Source organism: Streptomyces sp. NPDC101152 (assembly GCF_044768275.1).
Classification (GTDB): domain Bacteria; phylum Actinomycetota; class Actinomycetes; order Streptomycetales; family Streptomycetaceae; genus Streptomyces.
In genome coordinates this window covers 1-21463 of record NZ_JBIWPO010000044.1, presented here as the reverse complement: position 1 = coordinate 21463, position 21463 = coordinate 1, and the positions used below count along the sequence as shown (strand labels likewise).

The 21463-nt window shown below is 72.6% G+C and carries 18 protein-coding genes; 8 read left to right on the top strand and 10 right to left on the bottom strand.

All coding sequences use genetic code 11. The features are described from left to right. Positions 1-68: 68 nt before the first annotated feature. The 4 genes from ACIRVK_RS35680 to ACIRVK_RS35665 all read right to left on the bottom strand — a co-directional run bounded on the left by ACIRVK_RS35680 (position 69) and on the right by ACIRVK_RS35665 (position 6303). Positions 69-2168: a S9 family peptidase gene (locus ACIRVK_RS35680; protein ID WP_404254596.1), complete on the bottom strand. Its 2100-nt coding sequence runs from the start codon at positions 2166-2168 to the stop codon at positions 69-71. Continuing rightward, the gene (locus ACIRVK_RS35675) at positions 2141-3925 is read right to left on the bottom strand and encodes an N-acetylglutaminylglutamine amidotransferase (RefSeq protein WP_404254594.1); all 1785 of its coding nucleotides are present in this window, start codon (positions 3923-3925) and stop codon (positions 2141-2143) included. The genes ACIRVK_RS35680 and ACIRVK_RS35675 overlap by 28 nt, the downstream gene beginning before the upstream one ends. 154 nt (positions 3926-4079) lie before the next feature. Beyond that, the gene (locus tag ACIRVK_RS35670) at positions 4080-5270 is read right to left on the bottom strand and encodes a glutamate--cysteine ligase (RefSeq protein WP_404254592.1); all 1191 of its coding nucleotides are present in this window, start codon (positions 5268-5270) and stop codon (positions 4080-4082) included. 163 nt (positions 5271-5433) lie between these two features. After that, positions 5434-6303: a class II glutamine amidotransferase gene (locus tag ACIRVK_RS35665; RefSeq protein ID WP_404254590.1), complete on the bottom strand. Its 870-nt coding sequence runs from the start codon at positions 6301-6303 to the stop codon at positions 5434-5436. A gap of 172 nt (positions 6304-6475) precedes the next feature. Here ACIRVK_RS35665 and ACIRVK_RS35660 point away from each other — a divergent pair, with 172 nt between their 5' ends. Beyond that, complete coding sequence (locus tag ACIRVK_RS35660; protein WP_404254588.1) at positions 6476-7057, top strand: hypothetical protein; 582 nt, start codon at positions 6476-6478, stop codon at positions 7055-7057. A 35-nt stretch (positions 7058-7092) separates the two neighbouring features. On the opposite strand, the gene ACIRVK_RS35655 is transcribed toward ACIRVK_RS35660, so the two are convergent. Next, positions 7093-7458 carry a hypothetical protein gene (locus ACIRVK_RS35655; RefSeq protein ID WP_404254586.1) on the bottom strand — a complete coding sequence of 122 codons (366 nt, stop codon included), beginning with the start codon at positions 7456-7458 and terminating at the stop codon, positions 7093-7095. Between the two features lie 148 nt (positions 7459-7606). Here ACIRVK_RS35655 and ACIRVK_RS35650 point away from each other — a divergent pair, with 148 nt between their 5' ends. The 3 genes from ACIRVK_RS35650 (at position 7607) to ACIRVK_RS35640 (ending at position 10219) form a co-directional block, all read left to right on the top strand. Beyond that, complete coding sequence (locus ACIRVK_RS35650) at positions 7607-8080, top strand: hypothetical protein (RefSeq protein ID WP_404254584.1); 474 nt, start codon at positions 7607-7609, stop codon at positions 8078-8080. 84 nt (positions 8081-8164) lie between these two features. After that, positions 8165-9295 carry a PP2C family protein-serine/threonine phosphatase gene (locus ACIRVK_RS35645; RefSeq protein WP_404254582.1) on the top strand — a complete coding sequence of 377 codons (1131 nt, stop codon included), beginning with the start codon at positions 8165-8167 and terminating at the stop codon, positions 9293-9295. 108 nt (positions 9296-9403) lie between these two features. Further along, positions 9404-10219, top strand: a complete 816-nt coding sequence (locus ACIRVK_RS35640) for an SAM-dependent methyltransferase (RefSeq protein ID WP_404254580.1) — start codon at positions 9404-9406, stop codon at positions 10217-10219. Positions 10220-10241: 22 nt separating this feature from the next. On the opposite strand, the gene ACIRVK_RS35635 is transcribed toward ACIRVK_RS35640, so the two are convergent. Next, on the bottom strand, positions 10242-12902 hold the full coding sequence (locus ACIRVK_RS35635; RefSeq protein WP_404254578.1) for a carbohydrate-binding protein: 2661 nt from the start codon (positions 12900-12902) through the stop codon (positions 10242-10244). A gap of 68 nt (positions 12903-12970) precedes the next feature. Between ACIRVK_RS35635 and ACIRVK_RS35630 the strand changes: the two genes are divergently transcribed. After that, the gene (locus ACIRVK_RS35630) at positions 12971-14020 is read left to right on the top strand and encodes a LacI family DNA-binding transcriptional regulator (RefSeq protein ID WP_404254576.1); all 1050 of its coding nucleotides are present in this window, start codon (positions 12971-12973) and stop codon (positions 14018-14020) included. A gap of 13 nt (positions 14021-14033) precedes the next feature. Here the strand turns inward: ACIRVK_RS35630 and ACIRVK_RS35625 are convergent, their stop codons facing one another. Together ACIRVK_RS35625 and ACIRVK_RS35620 are read right to left on the bottom strand one after the other, a co-directional pair. Beyond that, a complete protein-coding gene (locus ACIRVK_RS35625) occupies positions 14034-14597 on the bottom strand; it encodes a DinB family protein (protein ID WP_404254574.1) in 564 nt (187 codons plus the stop codon). Between the two features lie 50 nt (positions 14598-14647). After that, the gene (locus tag ACIRVK_RS35620; protein ID WP_404254572.1) at positions 14648-16582 is read right to left on the bottom strand and encodes a glycoside hydrolase family 97 catalytic domain-containing protein; all 1935 of its coding nucleotides are present in this window, start codon (positions 16580-16582) and stop codon (positions 14648-14650) included. A 228-nt stretch (positions 16583-16810) separates the two neighbouring features. Here ACIRVK_RS35620 and ACIRVK_RS35615 point away from each other — a divergent pair, with 228 nt between their 5' ends. Genes ACIRVK_RS35615 through ACIRVK_RS35605 form a run of 3 tightly spaced genes read left to right on the top strand, consistent with a single transcriptional unit; the run spans position 16811 to position 19296 of the window. Beyond that, positions 16811-18055 (top strand): SGNH/GDSL hydrolase family protein, encoded by a 1245-nt coding sequence (locus tag ACIRVK_RS35615; protein ID WP_404254570.1) that lies wholly within the window; start codon positions 16811-16813, stop codon positions 18053-18055. Then, positions 18052-18726 carry a cinnamyl alcohol dehydrogenase gene (locus tag ACIRVK_RS35610; protein WP_404254568.1) on the top strand — a complete coding sequence of 225 codons (675 nt, stop codon included), beginning with the start codon at positions 18052-18054 and terminating at the stop codon, positions 18724-18726. Before ACIRVK_RS35615 ends, ACIRVK_RS35610 begins: the two co-directional genes overlap by 4 nt. Positions 18727-18756: 30 nt before the next feature. Beyond that, entirely contained in the window at positions 18757-19296 is a 540-nt protein-coding gene (locus tag ACIRVK_RS35605; protein WP_404254566.1) for a putative immunity protein, read from the top strand. Positions 19297-19298: 2 nt separating this feature from the next. On the opposite strand, the gene ACIRVK_RS35600 is transcribed toward ACIRVK_RS35605, so the two are convergent. Beyond that, positions 19299-19670 carry a hypothetical protein gene (locus ACIRVK_RS35600; RefSeq protein ID WP_404254564.1) on the bottom strand — a complete coding sequence of 124 codons (372 nt, stop codon included), beginning with the start codon at positions 19668-19670 and terminating at the stop codon, positions 19299-19301. Positions 19671-19790: 120 nt separating this feature from the next. Then, positions 19791-21098 carry a hypothetical protein gene (locus tag ACIRVK_RS35595; RefSeq protein WP_404254562.1) on the bottom strand — a complete coding sequence of 436 codons (1308 nt, stop codon included), beginning with the start codon at positions 21096-21098 and terminating at the stop codon, positions 19791-19793. Between the last annotated feature and the right edge of the window lie 365 nt (positions 21099-21463).

Here is a 21463-nt window from a genome sequence, read left to right as displayed (position 1 = left end):
GAGGCCCTACGGCCCTCTCGACCCGTACACCGGGTTCACCTCGTGCGCGGACCGAAACCCGCCAGCGATCACGACCGGGGCCCGAGATGCCGCTGCATCCAGTCCGCCGCGGCCCGGCGGAACAGTCGCCGGTTGTCCGCGCGCAGGAATTCGTGGCCCTCGTCGCGCAGGACGAGGAGGTCGGCGGGCAGGCCGCGTGCGCGCGCGGCCCGCACGAACTGCTCGGACTCCCCCGGCGGGACGTTGGTGTCGTGTTCGCCGTGGACGGCGAGCAGGGGGACCCGCAGCGCGTCGACACGGCTCATCGGCGACAGGGCGCGCAGCAACGCGCGGTCGCGTTCGGGGTCGCCGTACTTGTGGGCGGCCGATTCGGCGATCCAGGGCTCGGTGCCGGCGAAGAAGGTCAGCAGGTCGGACATGCCGCAGACGGCGACGCCGGTGCGGAACAGGTCGGGGTGCCACACGAGGGAGGCGTAGGTCAGGTAGCCGCCGTACGAGCGCCCCATGACGGCCAGTCGGGTCGGGTCCGCGAGGCCGGCCTCCACGACGTGGGCCACGCAGTCCGCGACGTCCTGCAGGGCGGCGAAGCGGCCCTCGCCCAGGTCGGCGTCGACGAACGACCTGCCGTGCCCGGCGGAACCGCGGACGTCGGGGGCGAAGACGTCCAGTCCGCGGCCGAGCAGTTCGTGGTAGAGCGGGTTGAACAGCGGGCGTTCCTGTTCCTCCGGGCCGCCGTGCAGGTACAGGACGCAGGGTGCCGGTTCGCCCGGGGCGCGGCCCGGAGCCCGGTGGTACCAGCCGCTCAGGACCAGGCCGTCGCGTGCCACGGGCCGCAGGGAGACGGGGCGTGCCGGGGGCCGGCCGGGCGGGACGGTGTCCTCGTCGCGGGCGGACCAGGGGGTGCGCAGCAGGGACACCCCTTCGGGGGCCCACCACACGCCCGGGCGGCGGCGGGAGCCGGACAGGGCGAGCAGCAGCCGGCCGGCCCCGGCGGGGACGATCCGGGTGACTACCTCGTGCGGGAGGGATACCGGTCGCGCGGGGCCGGTGGTGTCCGGGAGGGGGGCCGCGGGGAAGGTCTCGACGAGTTCCAGTTCGCTCGCGCCCTGGACGTTCCAGGCGAGAACGGCGGTGCGGCCGTCGTGGCCCAGGGACAGCAGCTCCAGACCGGTGCCCGCGCGCTCCGCCACCACCGTGCGGCCGCACGGCACGCCGTCGGCGTCGAGGACGAGTTCGAACAGCGCGGCGTGCTCGCGGTGGGCGTCGCTGCGCAGCCACAGCGTCCGCCCGTCGGGAGAGAACCGGCCGATCCACGGATCACCGTCCGCTACCCGCAGGGTGGCCGTCGTCGTCGCGTCGTCCAGCCGCCTCACCACCGCCTCCCGGCGTCCGCGCGGCCCGCGGCGCAGCAGGGCGAGGGCGCCGTCGGCGCTGAGATCGCAGACCCGCAGGGTGGCGGCGTGCGCCTCCGTGGCCAGCAACACGGGAGACATCAGACCGTCGGGATCGACGAGGTAGGCCGCGAGCCCGCCACCGGCGCGGGTGGCGGGGGCCGCGTGGGTGACAGCCCCCGGCCCCACGAGGTCGGTGGCGGTGCCCAGGAGCGCCGCGCGGCTGTCCGTCCCGCCCGGGTCGGCCGGGGCGGACGGCCGCGTGCCGTTCACGTGGGCGCGGGTGACCGGCGCCGCGAGGGTGACCGCGACGGCCGATCCGTCGTGCGCCCAGCAGCCCAGATGGGCGGAGGTGTCGGGGTCGGCCCCGGCCAGGATGCGCCGTCCGGTGCCGTCGGGCCGTACGCACAGCACCCGGGTGTGCTCGCCGCCGCCGGGCGCGGTGGTGTAGCCGATCCAGCGGCCGTCCGGGGACCAGGACACCTCGATGACGGGGTCGGGGGAGGCGTCGAGCAGCCGGACGTCCTCACCGTCCACGGGGCCGGCCCACAGCTGCGGCACGCCGCCCCGGTCGCAGATGAAGGCCGCCTCGGCGCCGTCGGGGTCGGCGGAGGGGTACCAGCACCCGTGCGCGCGCAGCCGGGTGACCGCGTCACGGTGGCCTCTCGCGTCGGGCAGCGGCACCGCCTCCGGGGCGACGCCGGAGGAGGGCGGCGCAGCCCCGGCGTTCGGCGCGGCGGGCTCTCCGGTCACTGGATTCCGTGCGTCTGCAGCCATATCTCCAACAGGGCCACCTGCCACAGGGCGTTGGCCCCCCGCTTGGTCCGGTGCTCGTCCGGGGCCTGAAGGAGTTCGGCCACGTACGCGTCCTGGAAGAGCCCGCGCTTCCTCGCCTCGGGCGCTTCGAGCGCCTCGCGCACCCGGTCCAGGACGGGGCCCGCCATCTGCCGGATGGCGGGGACGGGGAAGTACCCCTTGGGGCGGTCGACGACTTCCCGCGGCAGCAGCTTGCGGCCCGCTTCCTTCAGTACGCCCTTGCCGCCGTCGGCGAGTTTCAGCTCCGGGGGGCAGGCCGCGGCCAGCTCCACCAGTTCGTGGTCGAGGAACGGCACCCTGGCCTCCAGGCCCCAGGCCATGGTCATGTTGTCGACCCGCTTCACGGGGTCGTCGACGAGCATCACGTGGGTGTCCAGACGCAGCGCGGCGTCCAGGGCGGTCTGCGCGCCGGGGCGTGCCATGTGCTCCCCGACGAAGCGGCCCGAGACGTCGTCCGGGGGGAGCATGTCCGGCTGCAGCACGCGGGCGAGGTCGGCGTGCGGACGGTCGAAGTAGACCTCGGCGTACCGGGCGGGTTCCTCCTCGCGCGGCACCTCGGCGAGATCCGGGTACCAGTGGTACCCGGCGAACACCTCGTCCGCGCCCTGCCCGCTCTGCACGACCTTCACCTCGCGGGAGACCTGTTCGGACAGCAGGTGGAAGGCGACCACGTCATGGCTGATCATGGGTTCGCTCATTGCGGCGACGGTGGCGTCCAGGTCCGTCGACACCCGCTGGGAGGGGACCATCATCCGGCGGTGGTCGGTGCCGAACTCGCGGGCCACCAGGTCCGAGTACCGGAACTCGTCGCCCTGCTCGCCGCCCTCGGCCTCGAAGCCGACGCTGAACGTCATCAGATCCCGCTGGCCCTCCTCGGCCAGCAGCGCCACGATCAGGCTGGAGTCGAGGCCGCCGGAGAGCAGGACCCCGACGGGCACGTCGGAGACCATCCGTCGGCGCACGGCCGTACGCAGGGCCTCCAGCACCGCGTCCCGCCACTCGTCGGGGCCCATGTCCGCGTACTCCGCCCGGCGGGTGTACGACGGCTGCCAGTAGCGGTGGTCGCGGTGGGTGCCGTCCGGTTCGACGACGCGCACGGTGGCCGGCGGGAGCTTGCGCACGCCGTTCAGGACGGTCCGCGGTGCCGCGACCGTCGCGTGCCAGGTCAGGTACTGGTGGACGGCGACCGGGTCGATGGTGGTGTCGACGTCGCCGGCGGCGAGGAGGGCGGGCAGGGTGGAGGCGAACCGCAGGCGGCCCGGCGCCGGGGCCAGATACAGCGGCTTGATGCCGAGCCGGTCGCGGGCCAGGACGACGCGGCCGGTGCGGTGCTCGACGAGGGCGAAGGCGAACATGCCGTAGAAGCGCTCGACGCACGCGGTGCCCCACTGCAGGTAGGCCTTGAGGACGACCTCGGTGTCGGAGGTGGAGGCGAAGCGGTGGCCGAGGCCGCGCAGTTCCTCGCGCAGCTCCCGGTAGTTGTAGACGCAGCCGTTGAAGACGCCGGTGAGCTCGCCGTCGGTGTCGGTCATCGGCTGTGCGCCGAGGTCCGAGAGGTCGATGATCTTCAGGCGCCGGTGGCCCAGTGCCACCGCGTCGCGGGTCCAGATCCCGTGCCCGTCGGGTCCGCGGGCGGCGAGCCGGTCGCTCATGCGCGCGACGGCCGCGAGGTCGGGCCGCCCGCCGTCGAAGGTGATCTCACCGACCAGCCCGCACATGGTGCGCCACCTCCCTTCCGTTCCGTGTCTCGGCGATCACGATGCGGAAGGCGCCTTGCGGGCCGCGCCTGCCGGTCGCGGCCCCGACGGTATGGCTGGGCATGGAAGAACCTCTCCTGGGACGTAGGGGGAAGGCCGCGCGTGATGGCGCGGGTCAGCGGCTGATGACCTCCGGAGTACCGGAGGTGGCGGAGGCGCCCGCTGGGCCCGTGACGGAGCCCCGGGGCTTCCTGCGGCCGTGCGCCGAGGGCCGGCTGTTCCTGCGCTCGCCGCGGGTCTCGGCGATCAGCATGTCGACGCAGGCCAGCAGGTCCTCTTCCTCGGCCGTGCGGCGTATGGAGCGGGCGGCGCTGCCTTCCGTCAGGGCCCGCCTGGTGAGGCCGCTGACGGTCTGCCAGTCGCCATGGGCCTCGAGCGCGGGGCGCAGGCGGGAGAGCAGCTTGCGGACGACCCGTGCGGCGGGTGCCTCCCGGCGGGTCCGGGGGTCCACCAACGTCCCCTCGAGGCCGGACCGCGCGGCGCGCCAGGTGGCGCCGCGCAACCACTCGTGATGGCCGTCGCACGTCAGGGCACCGGCCGTTCGACGCTCGCGGGCGTCCGTCACCAGGGCCCGGAACAGCCCCGCGATGAGCACGACCGTCTCGACGCGCGGGCAGGCGTCGCAGATGCGCAGTTCCAGCGTGGGCAGGTGCGCGGACGGCCGTACGTCCCAGTAGATCATCCCGGGATCGCTGATGATCCCCGCCCGGACGAGTTCGTCGACCGCGGCGTCGTACTGGGCGGCGTCGGCGTAGCAGCCCACCGGCCCGGCGGTCGGCCAGCGCTGCCATACCATGGTGCGCCAGCTGGCGTAGCCGGTGTCGGACCCCTGCCAGAAGGGCGAACTCGCGGACAGCGCGAGCAGCACGGGCAGCCACGGCGAGATCGCGCACATGACGCCCACCGCCGTGTCGCGGTCGGGTATGTCCACGTGGATCTGCGCACCGCAGATCAGTTGCTCGTCGGCCACCTGGCGGTACTCCTCGACCATGTGGCGGTAGCGCGCGTCGGCGGTGGGGTGCCCGGAGGCGGCGGGCGCCAGGGGCGCCGTGCCCGCGGCCACCACCGCAAGACCCAGCGAGGAGGCGGCCGTGTCGAGCCGCCGTCTGGTCCGGGAGAGGTCGGCGTACAGGCTGTCCAGCGAGGTGTGCACCCCGCTGTTCGACTCCACGGTGGACTGGTGCAGCTCTGCGGTGAAGCCCCGGCTGGGAAGCCGTCGCAGGACCCGGTCGGCGCGCGGTACGAGCAGTCCGCTCTCCACCTCCAGGAGGTGGAACTCCTCCTCGACTCCGATGCGTACGTTCACGACACTCCTCGAGGTCTTGCCCGGACTCCGCGCGTCCTGTCGGAACCTGTCCTCGGCGGGTGGACGCGGCGGCTGTGATGACGTCCCCCCAAGTGCCCAGAGCGGCGATGACTAAGCGCCCCCGCGTGCGCGTTTGACGCATGGGCCTCACATATGAGCGGTATCAGGCGGCTCGCTGGGAGGCGGCGGCGTCCGGGTGCAGGTCGTCGAGCGTGAGCTGGTGGGCGGGGGGCTCCCGCAGGACGACGCGGTGGGTGGTACGGAGGTCGGGGCCGACGTGGAGCAGTTCGCCCGCCTCCAGGAGGCGCCAGCGGGGGTTGTCGTCCATGCGTTCGCTGGCGACGACGACCGCGGGGTGGTCGGCCAGGTGGGCGGAGTGGACGCGCATCCGGCCGTTGCTGCCGCTGTGGTCCAGGTGCCGGCTGCCGTGCTGCCCACCCGCCGCACGCTCCAGGACGTACAGCTCATGGGTGTCCGGGAAGCGCAGTGCCCACAGCTCGTCGGCGGTGACGAGGATCAGGTTGAGGGCGTAGACGGGCAGGTTGCGGGCGATCCATCCCGCGGCCTGCTCGATGCCGGTGGTCACGTCGCCTCCGTTGCGGCGGACCTCCCGGGTGATCAGGGCGAAGAACCGCTCGGAGTCGGTGTCGCCGCCGACCAGCGACCTGTCGTCGCCGAGCTGGTCGTCGAGGTCGTCGAGACCCTCGATGACCCCGTTGTGCGCGAACAGGCGCCCGTCCTGCTGGAACGGATGGGTGTTGCGGGCGTCGAGGCTGCCGGTGGAGGCGAAGCGCACGTGGGCGAGGAAGGTCACGGACCGCACCTGCCGGGCCTCCTCGGCGAAGGCGCGGTCCCGGTAGGCGGCGATGGGCGCCTTGTCGATGCGCGGGGCGCCGTCGGCGGTGAAGTAGCCCAGGCCCGTGCCGTCGGGGTCGCGACGGCTCTGCCGGCTGAGGCTGTCGGGTGCGTCCAGGAGCCAGAAGGTGGCACGGGTGTGTTCCGGAGCGCTGCTGAGACCGAAAAGTCGGCACACGGATTCCTCCTCCCTCGCAGCCGGAGGGGCGAACCAGCCTACCCACTCTGACCCACCGTGGCATTTCCCGCACCCGGCCGACGGATCATCGTGTGCCCGGATCGGGGCGGTCGACCGCGCCATCCGGGGCACTCGCCGAGCGTCAAGAGGTTACGGAAGGCGGAGGAAGACCATGAGCGCTTCGGTACGGGGCTCGGGCGAGGGTCCCGGTCGGCAGAGAATCCTCGGCATCTATCTCAACGATCATCTGGCGGGCGCGACGGCCGGTACGCGGCTCGCGCGCCGCATGGCCCAGGAGCACGCGGACACGCCGTACGGCGAGGAACTGCGCACGCTGGAGGTGGAGATCTCACAGGACCGCCAGGCCCTGCTGCGGCTGATGACGGAGCTGCGGGCGCCCACGAGGCGCTACAAGGTCTACGGGGCGTGGGTGGGCGAGAAGCTCGCGCGGGCGAAGCCCAACGGACGGCTGCTGCGGCGCTCCGGTCTCACGGTGCTTGTGGAGCTCGAGGCCCTGCGAACGGGCATAGCCGGCAAGGCGATGCTCTGGCACGCCCTGCTCTGCGCCGCCCCGACGGAACCGCTCCTGGACACCGCCCGCCTGGAGGAGCTGCTGCGCCGGGCCGAACGCCAGCTCACCACGGTGGACGCGCTGCATCGCCGGGCCGCCGCCGCCCTGCTGTCCCCGGACGGCTCGCCAAGGACGGCACCGAAGGCCGGGGCGAAGAGCTCGCGCGGAGGGGACCAGGTGTAGCGGGGACGGGGCACCCGTGGTCCTGCGGCCGGTACTCAGGCGCCGAGTTGGGCGACCATGGTGTTCAACGTGCCGGCCAGCAGGTCCAGTTCGCGGTCGGACGGCGAGTCCGTACCGATCCGGCGGACGAGTTCCGTGCGGGACATGACGTCGAGGGCGCTTACGTGCGCCGCCAGCAGTTCACGTACGTGATCGCGGGTGACGAGCCCGGGCGACGCCCCCGGCCCCTCGTCGGTGTCCTCCTCGTCCTCCTCGTCCTCGTCATCGTCGTCCTCGTCCTCCCGCTCCCCTTCCGCCTGCGAGGGAGTGGTCCCGGGCGGCTCGTGGCCTGCGTCGCCGCGTTCGCTGTTCCGGTCGTCGTCCCGTTCGCCTTCGGCCTGGGACGGTGTGTGCTCGCTCATCCGACGGCCGTCGGTCCACCGGCTCGTGGTTGCCGCTCCGTTCACCTAGCGGGCAACGAACGTTTCCGGCGCCCTCGCCGTCTCAGGAGTGGTCGGCACGGCCGGCCGCGCGTGAAGCGCCGATCCGATCCGTACGAGGAGGACGCCGATGCCCCGGACTCCGCACCACCGCGCGCTGTCGGTCGCCTGCCTGGCCCTCGTGGCCGCCGGGGCCGCCGGCTGCTTTCAGCCCGACGTGCGCAGTGGCGGGCCCCCGCTCAAGCTGTGCGGGGTGACGTTCTGGAGCGGCGCCGAATCCATCGGAACGACCCGGCTGGGAGCGGTCACCCGTGGCATGCCCGCCGCCCCGGCCACCTCCCGGCTGCCCGACTCCACCACCCGGCAGCACGGCGGTCCGGCGCCCCGCGTCGTCTCCCTCTCCTCCGACTGCTCCCACGGCCGCACGGTCGTCGTGTCCCCCACCGCCTCCGTGCGCGTCCGTACGGTGGCGAAGGACCGCGCCGGTCGTCTCGTCGCCCTCTCCCTCGTCGCGGCGCGACCCGGCGGCAGCCCGGTCCAGGTCCATGTCTACGCCTACGACGGCACCCGCCCCACCGGTCAGGTCGTCATCACCGTGCCCTGACCCGGCACCGAGGCGGTGCGCCTCCCGCATCCGGTCGAACGTGGCATACCGTTTGAGGAGATCAACACCTGCCCGGGAGTGCGCATGGCCGCCGACATCCGACGACGGAGGAGACCCGTCGAAGTCCTCGACGTCGTTCAGTCGCCGGGCAACGCCGAGGTGGTGCTCGGCGCGCTGGCCGCGACCGTGCTGGTCGAGTTCCTGAGTGCCCTGTCCGGGACCGAGGTGTGGATCCTGGGGCTGCTGGTGTTCCTGCCGAGCACGGCGTCCACGCTGTGCACGGTCCGGCAGACCGCGTTCGTCGCCGGGTGGACGGCCGTCGTCGTCACCGTCACCACGGTGCTGCGGGCGCCGACCGGCGGCCACTGGCTGGAACGTTCGCTGCTGATCCTGTTCACCCTCGCCCTGGGGGTGACCTCCGTCTACGCCGGTCATCGCCGCATCCGGCGCGAGAACGAGATGCTGCGGCTGCGCTCGACCGCCGCGGCCATGCAGCGGCACATCCTGCACCCCCTGCCCCTGGTCACCGGCGACGTGCTGGTCAACGGCGTCTACGAACCCCTGCAGGAGGACCGGCTGGTCGGCGGTGACATCTACGACGTCGTCGACTCGCCCTTCGGCACGCGCGTGCTGATCGGCGACGTGCAGGGCAAGGGGCTGGCCGCGGTGGGCGCCGCGTTCGCCGTCATCGGCGCCTTCCGTGAGGCCGCCCACCGGGAGCCCACCCTGACCGCGCTCGTCGACGCCCTGGACGCCTCGGTCGTACGGCACAACTCCTATGCCGCCCACTCCGGCGACGACGAGCGGTTCGTCACCGCGCTGATCATCGGCGTGGACGAGGACACCGAGGTGCAGGCGGTCAACTGCGGGCACATCCCGCCCCTCGTGGTGGACGAGGGCACCGTCTCTCAGCCCGACCTGGACACCGGTGTGCCGCTGGGTCTCGCCGAACTGGCCGCCGAGCCCACCACCGTCGGCTGGTTCGACTTCCCGCAGGGGGCGACACTGCTGCTGAGCACCGACGGCCTCACCGAGACCAGGGCGGCGGACGGCGCGTTCTACCCGGTCGACGAGCGCCTGGCGAAGCACCTCGACCTCTCCTCCCCCACCGGTCTCCCGGAGGCCCTTTACGAGGACGCCCGCGCGTTCGCGGGCGACGACGGCCAGCACGACGACATCGCCGTCCTGACGGTGCGCCGGTCACCACGGCTCTGAGGCGGGCGCCGCGTCAGAGAAAGCAGAACCGGCGTGTGCCGAGGGGGTGTTGGGACGTAGGTTGGGGCGTGAATGATCCACGCCTCGGCCGAAGGACGGACCCGACCCATGAGCGACCCCGTGACGACGCCCGAACCCGCGCAGCACCAGGACATCGACACGTCGGTGCCGCACTCCGCCCGTATCTGGAACTACTGGCTCGGCGGCAAGGACAACTACCCGGTGGACGAGGAGGCCGGCGACGCCTACACCGCTGTCTTCCCCGGCATCGTCACCATAGCCCGCGGCAGCCGCGCCTTCCTTCGCCGCACCATCACCTACCTGGTCACGGAGGCGGGCATCCGGCAGTTCCTGGACGTCGGCACCGGTCTGCCGACCGCCCAGAACACCCACGAGGTGGCCCAGCAGCACGCCCCGGACGCACGGATCGTCTACGTCGACAACGACCCGCTGGTCCTGGCCCACGCCCGTGCCCTGCTCTACTCCACGGCCGAGGGCGCGACCGCCTACATCGACGCCGACGTGCGGGACCCGGACCGCATCCTCGCGGGCGCCGCCCAGACGCTGGACCTCGGCCGCCCCACTGCGCTCATCCTCAGCAACATCCTGGGCCACGTCGCCGACCACGCCGAGGCCCGCTCCATCGTGACCCGGCTGATGGCCGCACTGCCCTCCGGCAGTTACCTCGTCGTCGACGACGGCTCGCGCGGTATCGACCCGGTCTTCGAGCAGGCCCAGGACGCCTACAACGAGAGCGGTGCCGTCCCGTACAACCTGCGGACCGTCGACGAGATCACGGCCTACTTCGAGGGGCTGGAACTGGTCGACCCCGGCGTCGTCTCCGTCACCCGGTGGCGTCCGGAGCCGGGTTCGGCGACGCCGGAGGTGGTCGCCGAGCACGGCGGGCTGGCCCGCAAGCCGTGAGCCGCCCGCCCGACGACGCGGGTCACTCGCGGATCCTCAGCCAGTCCAAGGCCGCGACCTGGGGGCCTCCCTTCGCGACCAGGTAGAGGTCGTGGGTGCCGGTCAGGCGGTGGGGCAGGGTGACCGACTGCTCCTGCCAGGTGTCGGTGGAGCCGGTGGCGCGTACCGGCAGGGTGCCGGCCACCGGCCCGTCCGGGCCGCCGAGGCGAAGGTGCAGAACGCAGCCGGCGGCGCAGGTCGAGGCGAGGCGTACGGTGAGCCGGTCGCCGTACGCGCCGGCCCGCTGGTAGGCGATCCAGTCGCCGGAGGCCATGACGCCGGTGGCCGCGGTGTCCCGCCGTACCCCGTGGGCGGACGTGGCCTGCTCGGCCTGGAGGGTGCCGGCGGCGTCGGGTCCGTCGCCGTAAAGGCGCAGGTCGTTGATCACCCACGGGGAGGGGCCGCTCGCGGTGAGGGTGACGCGGACGTACCGGGCCGTGCGGGGCGGGAAGGTGGCGTCCTGGGTGAAGGAGCGGCCGGCGACGCGGGCGAGGGTGCCGCTGAAGTGGCTGCCGTCGCGGCTGACGGAGACCGCGAAGCCGTAGGGCTGGCCGCTGGTGTCGCGTCCGGCGTCGAGGGAGAGCCGGTCGAAGGTCTTCGGCTCGCCCAGGTCGACGGTCAGCGACTGTCCGGGGGTCTGTGGGCTCGCCGCCGTCCACCGGGTGTTGATGTCTCCGTCGACGGCGGCGGAGGCGTCGGTGCCGTCGCTCGCGGTGGCGGTCCACGCGCCGTGCCGGACGCGCTCCCCGCAGCCCGGGAGGTCGCAGCCGGTCGACCAGATCGGCGCGCCGTACTCGTAGGCGCCGATGTCGGGGGCCGCGCCGCGTACGTCGGTGGTGATGCCGTCGATCGTCTCGCCGGCGTCGATGACGGGTGAGCCGGCGGTCGGCCACAGCTCGCCGTTGACGGCGTCGGTGTATCCGGCCCGGTCGGTGACGAGGTTGGAGCGGACGACCGGCAGCGGATCGCCCTTCTGGGTCACGCTGACCGGCATCGGTCCCACGATGTTGCTGATGTACGACCCCGAGGCGTCGGTCGCTCCGCTCAGTTGGACCGAGGTGCCGTTGATGCCCACGCCGTAACTGGAGTTGTGGTCCTGGTTGGCGATGCTCGGGCCGGTGTGGCCGTTGAAGAAGGTGCCCCGACTGCCGGTGTTCCAGGCGACGTTGTGGTGGAGGAGGAAGTGGCCGGAGTAGTTGTCGACGTAGAAGCCGACCTGGCCGTCGGCGTCGTGGGCGGTGTTGTGGTCGATGGAGGTGCCGGAGGCGTCGAGGCTGCAGCACACGTAGAAGGGCGAACCGTCGCGGGAGGTCCGCATGGCCTCGGACAGGTCGTTGTAGGCGATCCGGTTGCCGTGGAACTCGGCCCCGTTGAGCTGCCACGCCGTGTCGATGGCGGCGCGCCCGGTGCGGCGGACCGTGTTGTGCGTGACCGTGTGGTCGTTGCCGTTGATCTCGATGCCGGGGGTGTAGCTGCCCATCCAGCCGACGTCGTGGATGTAGTTGTCGGTCACGGTGTTGTGCCCGCCGCGCACCAGGACGCCGTCGCCGGCCGACTGCGAGATCTCGCTGTTCTCCAGGGTGTTGCCGGTGCCGAGGATCTGCACGCCGGAGTCGAGGATGCGGGAGGCGACGATGTGCCCTTCGGCGGGCGGGACGGCGAGGTCGCTGTCCGGCGGCATGGGGAGGGTGGAGAACTCGGAGATGTAGGTGGCGTGCAGTCCGTCGACCACAACTCCCGTGCTGGATGGGCCTGTTCGCAGGGAGGTGCCCCACAGGTTCAGGCCGCGCACGGTGACGTGGGAGCTGCCCGTCAGGTCGACGCCCCACAGGCGGTGCTTGGCGGTGACCGTGTGCCCGGCCATGCCGCCCTTCGGCGGGACCAGGTAGAGCCGGTGCGCGGCCTTGTCGTAGTACCACTCCCCCGGCTGGTCCAGGGCCGCCTTCGAGCCGACGAGGTAGTAGTTGCGGTAGTTCTGGTCGCCCATGCACAGCGGCGGGCAGCGGTGGTTGCCGCCCTTGAAGTCCAGTTTGCCGGGCGCGCTCGCGGTGACCGTGCCGGTCTGCTGGGCCCAGGGGTTGGAGCCCGCCCACAGATGGACCGTGGCGCCGGTCCAGTCGGCGTCCGGCAGGTCGGTGTCGTCGATGTGCTGGTCGGTGGAGGTGGGGTCGGCCTCGGCCCAGGTGGTGTTCAGCGGGTCCGGGCCCGAGTTGGGCCAACGGCCCTCCGCCGCCCGGTCGTTGTCGAGGAACACCGCGTTGAGGTCGGGGTCGAGCGGCAGGTCGGTGTCGGCGGCGACCAGTCCGCCGCCGGCGTCCTTCCAGCCGGTCACCTTCTCGGTCCCGTCGACGGTCACCGGCCCGTCGCCGTACGCGGCGAGGGTGATCGGGGCGTCCTTGGTGCCGGAGGGCGGGGTGACCTGCTCGCGGTAGGTGCCGCGGTGGATCAGACAGGTGTCGCCGGGGTGGACGCGGGCCAGGCAGGCACCGATGGTGCGCAGGGGGCTCGTCGGCCGGCCGTGCGCGTGGTCGCTGCCCCAGGGAGCCACCTGGTAGGTGCGGGCGGGGGCCGCGGCGTGCGCCGGGAGCGGAACGGCGAACAGGGCCGCCACGGCGGCCAGTACGGACAGGTGCCTGGGTCTCATGTGCCCTCTCCACCTTGCGATAGTTTTCGCAATCTGTGACCGTCCCGGAAACGTAGGAGATTCATCCGATGACGTCAACAGTCCGGACAGAATCCGGCGACGCGAGGCGGCGTACTCTGGCCGAAATCGCTGAAGAGGCTGGGGTTTCGGTGTCGACCGTCTCCAAGGTGCTGCACGACAGGTCCGATGTCTCGGCGGGGACACGGGCCAAGGTGCAGCGCCTCCTGGAGAGGCACGGCTATCTGGCACGGCCGCGGGCTGCGGCCACGGCGGCTCCACCGGGCGGGCTGATCGACCTGGTCCTCAACGAGCTGGACAGCCCCTGGGCGGTGGAGCTGATCCGCGGCGCGGAGGACGTGCTGCACGAGGCGGGCATGGGGCTGGTCGTCTCCGCCACGCACGGCCGGCAGAAGAGGGCGCGCCAGTGGCTCGACTCGCTGGCCACCCGCCCCACCCGCGGCGCGATCCTCGTCGTCCCCGAACTGACCCCGGGGCAGCAGGCGGACCTCGCCGGGCTCGGCATCCCGTACGCCCTCGTCGCCCCGATCGACGAACCCGCGCCCGGCGTCCCCTGGGTGGGCGCGGCCAACTGGCCCGGCGGGCTGGCCGCGACCCGTCATCTCATCGAGCTCGGCCATCGGCGCATCGCCGTCATCAGCGGCCCGGAGCGCCGACTGACCTCACGCGCCCGCGTCGACGGCTACCGCTCGGCGCTGACGGAGGCCGGGCTCCCCTTCGACCCGGCCCTGGTCCGCCACGGCGACTTCACCCACGGGCTGGCCCACGAACACGCCCTGGATCTGCTGGCGTTGCCCGACCGGCCCACCGCGATCTTCGCGGGCAGCGACCACCAGGCGCTCGGCACCTACCGTGCGGCGGCCGAGCGGGGGCTGCGCATCCCGGACGACGTCAGCGTGGTCGGCTTCGACGACCTGCCGTTCGCCGACTGGGTGACGCCCCGCCTGACGACGATGCGCACCCCCGTCGCCGACATGACCGCGCTCGCCGCCCGCATGGTGCTGCGCCTGCTGTCGGGGCAGGCGCCGGAGACGACCCGGGTGGAGGTGGCGACGGAACTGGTGGTCCGGGAGAGCAGCGGACCACCGCCCGTTCAGTGACCTGCCGCCGCCATCACTGGCCCACCCGTCCGTCGACGCACTCGCGCAGCAGGTCGGCGTGGCCGCAGTGGCGGGCGTACTCCTCGATCCGGTGGACCAGCAGTTCCCGGACCGAGATCCGGTCCTTGCCGAGGCGCTCGCCGAGATCCGGATGCGCGGCCAACGCGGCGTCCGTCGCTGCCTGTTCACGCTCCAGCGCGGCGTACGCCTCCTCGACCACGGCCTGGTCGGCGACTGCTCCGTCGAAGTCCCCGTCGGGGTCGCCGTACAGCTTCGGCAGCGGGTCCGAGTCGGTCATCCAGTTGCGCCAGTCCCGCTCCGTCTCGGCGAGGTGGCGGATCAGGCCGAGCAGCGACATGGTCGACGGCGGCACCGACCGGCGGGCGAGTTGCTCCGCGTCCAGCCCCTCGCACTTCATCCGCAGGGTCAGGCGATAGTTCGTCAGATAGTCCTCCAGCGTGGCGCGTTCGCCCTCCGGACTCGGTCCTTCGCGGGGGTCGTCGTCCGGGTCGGCCCACATGTCGGGGTAGACGGTCGCCTGGCTCCATCGCGCGGGTTGCTCGGTCATGCGTCCCATGCTGGTCCGGGGACCGGACGCGCACCACCGCATTTGTCCGGCCGCTTTGCTCAGCGGTGGCAGGTGGTGACCCCCGGACGCCACGGGCACGCGATGCCGGCGAAGCCGCCATTGGCGACGACGTCGACGCTCAGGGTGTCACCGCCGCGCAGCACCGCCCGGTCCTGGACGAGCCTGTCGGCGCCGTCCCGGATCGTCTGCACCAGCCACCGTCCGGGACCGAGCGACAGCGGCACCTGGGCGGTGTGCGCGGCGCCGGCGTACACCCCGCCGAGGAACCACCGCTGTCCGCTGCGGCGGGCCAGGACCGCCTCCTGACCGGGCTGTCCGGCGAGCAGCCGGGTGTCGTCCCAGGCGGCGGGGAGCTGCTGGAGGAAGTCACGGGCGAGTGGCCGGGCGTCGTACGACTCCGGGGTGCCGGCGAGCATCTGCAGGCCCGACTCGTAGGCGACGGTCAGACCCACCTCGGCCGCGTCGGAGTCGGGCCGCTGGCCGACGCGCTGGAAGCCGCCGGGGGTGAAGTCCATGGAGCCGATGACGTTGCGGGTGAAGGGCAGCGTGGTGAGGTGGGTCGCGGTGTTGGTGCGCTTCTCCTCGCCGCCGACGCCCTCCATGGTCATGACCTGCGGCCAGGTGCGCTGGATGCCCTTGGGGAGCGTGGAGCCGTGGAAGTCGATCATCAGGTGGTGGGCGGCCGTGTCCCTGAGGACGTCGTCGTACCACTGGAGCATGGACTGCGCCTCGGAGTTCATGAAGTCGATCTTGACTCCCTTGACGCCCCAGCGTTCCAGGGTGGGCAGCCACTGGGCGCGCTGCTCGGCCGTGGCGAGGTCGCGCTGGTGGATCCAGACGACGATGCCGACGCCCTTCGCGCGGGCGTAGTCGACGAGTTGGGGCATCCAGCTGTCGGTCTGCCAGTTCGGGTCGGTGGTGTCCCAGGCGTCGCTCTTGAAGTACCAGCCGGCGTCGACGGCCTCGTAGGGCCAGTGCCGTGCGGCGGCGTAGTCGACGTACGCCTTCTGCGCCTCGAGGCTCTGCCCGGCCGCGCGGCCGCCGGCCAGCCAGGTCCACAGCACGGTGCCGGGCCGGATCCAGGAGGTGTCGGCGGCCTTGGCGGCGGGCGCGAGGTCGTCGGTGAAGGTGGATCCCGTGACGGTGGCCAGGTCGCCGGTGATCATCGCGCGCCAGGGGGTGACGAGGGGGCCGGTGGTGTGCACCCGGTCGTCGGCGAGCTTGATCCGGTAGGTGCCGGTGCCCTGGTCGTGGGCGAGCCGGGCGCCGGAGTAGCGGCCGGTGAGGTCGGACTCGGCGAGCAGGGTGTAGCCGCCTGCGGTGGAGAAGAGGGCCTGGTCGGAGTACTCGCCGGTGGGGGCGGCCGCGGCGGTGTACGAAGAGTTGAACTGCCCCTCGTTGTCGACCCGGTAGGTGTCGAGCCAGGCGCTCGCGTCCGCGGGGAGGTTGAAGGCGGAGGTCTCGCCGAGGACGTCGCCGTGTCCGGTGGGCAGGACGTAGCGGTAGGCGATGCCGTCGGCCGAGGCGCGGACCACGAGGTCGAGGCGGGCGCCGGCGGGGGTGGCGAAGGACAGGCGGGTCTCGTTCATCCGGACCCGGCGGTCCAGGCGCTTGCCGGACCTGGTCCGGTAGTGTTCGGCGACCAGCCGGTCGCTGCGCCGCAGGAAGCGCAGGTCCTTGGAGAAGTCCGCCTGTTCGGTGACGATGCCGACGGGCGACGGCTCGATGACCGTACGGCCGTCGCGGGACACGGACAGGCTCAGCGCGCCGGTGGTGCCGTCCAGGGACACGCGCGCGTGCGGTGCGTCGTGCGCGGCGGCGGACAGCGACCAGACCTGGGCGCGCCGCGCGGTGCCCTGCTCCGCCCGCGCGGGAGCGGTGGTGCCGAGCGCGGCCACCAGCCCGGCGCACAGGGCCGCGACCGCCGTTCTCCACCGCACCGGCGAGCTCTTCCCCGGCTGCGAGGTCATCATCGTCCTCCAGACTGACGGCTCTTCGATACATCGGGTGTATCGGCGAAGAACCTAGGCAGGCTTCTGTCGCCTGTCAACGGCAAGGACACTGACAAGCCTTGCTCAACAGCACCTATCTACTAGGTAATTTGACGCTCGATCACCTCCTCAACCCTTGTTCCATCCCTTGACTCCTCCGATGTATTGCGGTTGCCTGCGTCCGACTCCCGACCGGAAGGACTGCACGGCATGCGCACGTTCACGCTCCGGTGTCTGCTCGCGGCTCCCGCCGCCGCTCTCACCCTCGCGCTCCTGCCGTTACCGGCGAGCGCGGCCGCACCTGCCCCGCACAGACCCGACGGGCCCGTCTGGACGGGCACGTGGGAGGCGGCCCCGTCCGCCACCACCGCCGAGCTGCCCGGCCAGTCGGTGCGCAATGTGATCCACACCAGCGTCGGCGGCGGCGCGGCTCGCGTCCGCGTGTCCAACCGGCTCGGTACGGCACCGCTCGAACTCGGGGCCGTCACCGTCGCCGTACAGGAGCCCGGCGCCCCCAAGAGCCCGAACGCGGTGGCCGGAACCGTCCGCAGGGTCACCTTCCACGGCGCCGCCTCCGCCGAGGTGCCGGCGGGCGCGGACGCCGTCAGCGATCCCGTCCCGCTGCGGGTGCCCGCGGACGCCAACCTGCTGGTCAGCCTCTACACTCCCGGCGACTCGGGCCCGGCGACCTATCACCACTCGGCGCTGCAGACGTCGTTCATCGCCCCGGCCGGGGACCACACGGCCGACCAGGCAGGCGCCGCGTACACCACGACCACCGGCTCCTGGTACTACCTGACCGGCGTCGACGTGCTCGGCGCACCGGCCGCGGGCAGCGTCGTCGCGCTGGGCGACTCCATCACCGACGGGTCGGGTTCGACGGCGAGCGCCAACCACCGCTGGCCCGACCGGCTCGCCGACCGCCTCGCCCAACTGCCCCCGCCGAGGCGCCTGGGCGTGCTGAACGCGGGCATCGCGGGCAACCGCGTGCTGCTCGACGGCACCGGTCCCAGCGCGCTGTCCCGGCTGGACGCGGACGTGCTCTCCCACAGCGGCGTGCGCGCCGTGATCCTCGTGGAGGGCATCAACGACATCAAGGGCACCCCCGCCCAGACCGACCCGGCCGCCTTCGAGGCCGCGTACCGCGAGATCGTGGCGCGCTGCCACGCCCGCGGCATCCGCGTCGTGGGCGGCACGATCACGCCGTACGGCGGCCACGGCGGCTGGACCGCGGCGCGCGAGGCGGTGCGGCAGTCCGTCGACGGCCTGATCCGCGACGGCGGGATCTTCGACGCGGTGGTGGACTTCGACGCCGTCGTGCGTGACCCCGCCGCACCCGACCGGATCCTGCCGGCGTACGACTCCGGCGACCATCTGCACTTCGACGACGCCGGGTTGCAGGCGATGGCCGACGCCGTCGACCTCGGCTCCCTCACAGGAAAGGGCACACGGTGAACAGGAGATCCGTCTTACGGGCGGGCGCCGGTCTGCTGGCCGGTGGCGCCGCGTTCGGCCTTCCGGCCGCCGCGCACGCCGTCGCGGCCGCCGATCCGACCGCCGGCTGGACGCAGACGTCCTTCAGTTACGGCTGGGACAAGCCGTGGAACCTCGATCTCGGTGCGCGGCACAGTCACAGCGGCGGGGTGGACCGGATGTGGGTGTACGCCACCGACGAACCGTTCAAGCAGGGCAGTTCCACCGACCCGCGCACCGAGATGCGCTGGAACGTCGACTACACCACGGGCGACCACATGTGGGACGGCGACGTGTACCTCCCGTCCGGCACGGACAACGCGACCTTCGTCCAGATCCTGCGCGGCGTCCACCCGTCGGGCACGCCCGCCACCGACATCATGCTCGACGTCTATGACACGGGCGGCGGTACGGTGCGGCGCTATGACGGCACGGTTCTGAAGGCCGGTGCCTACGACACCTGGTTCAACGTCAAGGTCGCCCACCACGCGAGCAGCGGGACCGGCACGGTCGAGGTCTACTTCGACGACTCCCTCGTCCTGACCGCCGCCGACCGTGGTCCGGCCACCCGCTACTTCAAGAACGGCGTCTACGACCACGGCTCGGGCCGCGCGGAGGCGCGTTTCCGCAACCTCCGCTACTGGACCCGGTGAGCGGGCGGCGGCCCGCGGCAGAATGGGGCCGTGGCGGGTGACTCGGAGCGGATCGAGCTGAGCGAGGGGGAACTCCGTGAGGTCGCGGGGTACGCGGCGGACTGCGCCCGCAGGGTGCTGGGGCTGTTCGAGGTGGCCCGGCCGACCGATGCCCGCCCTCGCGAGGCGATCGCGGCGGCGGACGGGTTCGCCGGGGGCGGGCGGCGCACGGCGGCGCTGCGGCGGCACGGGTGGGCGGCCTTCAAAGCGGCGCAGGAGACGCCCGCCGCGCACCCTGCGGCAGCCGACGCGGCGCGGGCCGCGAGCCATGCGGCCGCGGCCGCGTTCCTCCACCCGCTGGCCGACGCCCATCAGGTCAAGCACGTCCTCGGTGCGGCAGTACACGCGGCACGCGCCGAGGAGCTCGCTCCCGCAGGGGTTCGGAGCGCTGTCGGGGACACCCTCGGCTGGGCGCGCGAGCACGCGCCGGCGACCGTCGTCGCGGTACTCGGCCGTCTGCCTCGCGCGCCTGCCGGAGGCGGACGGGTGGGAGAGCTCCTGCGCGCCCTCGACACCGCGCTGCGCCCGTGAGCTCAGCGCGGTGTCGTCCTTCGCTGTCGTAGGACGCCGAAGACGATCCCCGCGAGGAGGAGAAGCACCCCTGCGGCCAGCCACAGCCAGGGGTTGTACTCGTCCACGCACGACTGGCCGGTGGTCGTGGTCGTGCACACGGTGCCGGGGCCGCCGCGGTTGAGGAAGGCGACGTAGAGGAGCGGTGCGCCGAGACCGGAGACGAGTCCCGGCAGTCCGGCCGCGGCGTTGCGCCGGGTGGCCACCAGGGCGGCCGCCAGGAGGGCGACCGGCAGCAGGTAGACGCCGACGCTGAGGACGGTCAGCACACCGAGCGAGCCCAGTGCGCCGACGGCGAACCAGGCGCAGAACCACGGCCAGGCAATCGTTCTCATCGTTCCTCCCCCGGACGGCTCCCGCTTCCGTCCCACCAGAGTGCCCCGCGTCACCGCGAACGGCCAGCCTCACAGCGGTCAGCGCGGCGAGCGGCCTCCTCGCGCTCGGTCATACGGGCGTCATGTGGTCGAGCGTGGCATGCGACGCCGGGTCCGGTCGGGACGCGTGGGGTCGGACCCGGAGCGGGGCGGGGGGACGCGGGGAGGCGCCGGCCGCGGCGAGGGGCCGTCCGGAACGCCCCACTCGGGCATTCCCGGGCCCGGGAATGGCGGCGGGGCCGGCGGCCGTCTGCTGCTCCGCTTGCCGCGCGGGGTGCGCTGCGGCCAGAACAGGACGTAGGCGGCCGACCCGAGGGTGAAGGCGAGGCGGATGAGTCCCCGGACCGAGTCCGAGGGGACGACCAGGGCACTGCCGTACAGGGAGAGCAGGGCGATCCAGCTGACCCAGGGGACAAGGCGCCGCTGGCCGATCGAGTCCCAGATCAGGGTGCCGAGGAGGACTGAGGCGTTGTAGTACGTGTACACGCTCGGGTCGAGCGCGATGCGGGCGTCCGCGGCGAGCAGGACGACAGCGGGCCATCGGTGCCGACGGACGGCCAGGGTGCCCAGGGCCAGGCCGAGGCCCATCTGGGCCGGTCGGTCCCACCAGGGCGTGACGGGATCGTGCACACCGAACCAGCGCAGGGACGACGCCGGCTGGTTGGGGATGGTGAAACGGGTCGCGGCCAGGGTGTCGGTGTGGGTCAGGTAGAAGGGCAGCCAGGCCACGGCCACCAGGCCGAAGAGCCAGGCGGCGGCACGCGGCCACGCGGGTCGTGGCAGGGCCAGGAGCAGCGGCAGGAAGCCGACCGCCCACGGCTTGCTGGCGACCGCGAGGGCCAGGAAGACGCCCACGGCGGTGGCGTTGCCGCGGACCAGGGAGCGCACGGCGAGCGTGGTGAAGAACAGCGCCAGGACGTCGTCCAGATGGGCGAAACGTACCGACACCTCCACCCACATGGGGATGAAGGCCGCGCCCGCGATCAGCACCCGCTGCTGGAGGCGGCGGTGGTTGATCCCGGTGCCCCGGTAGTGGTCGGCGGCGGCTCTGCCGATCAGGACCAGCATGTACAGGCCGAGCCCGGACATGAACATGTCGGCGAGCTTCTCGCCCACCGCGGGCGAGAACGGCGCGAAGAGCCCGGCGACCAGGAAGCTCACGGGCCCGATCTGCAGCTCGGGGTGGTTGGCGTAGAGCGCGAGGCCGCCGCCGGACTGCTGGTTGAAGAGCAGTTCCTGGCCCTGGCGCAGATAGTGCCAGGAGACGGCCCCGTGGCGTTCGGCCACGAAGAACCAGACCGTCGTCCACAGCGCCAGCAGCATGTTGTGCCACCGCACCGGACGCCACCAGACCCAGCCCTCCGGCTCACCGCTCTCAGGCTCCGGCACGGACCTCGCCGTCTCCCGGTTCCGCACACCCTGTCCTTCCACTCCACGCGCTGTCCACACCGGGACGGCCGAGGTCGCGGCCCCGCGTGCCTCAACTCTGTAGAGGCGATTCAGGGGTTGCGGGTTGCTCAGCGCACGCCTGTTCAGTGGAACCCTCACCACCAGAAATGTCTCTAGATGATGTAGTAAAGGATGGGTGTTGCCCGGACTCGAGGGGGGTCGGGGCGGTGGGGACGGGTTGAGGAGGTGACGCCGTGTCCGGCACCTGTCCCGCTGGGGCGGAGTTGGTGACGCCACCGCCGGCTGTCGTGTCGGTGTCCGGTGACGGGGATCCGGGGCCGCTGGCGTTGCACCGGGGTATGACG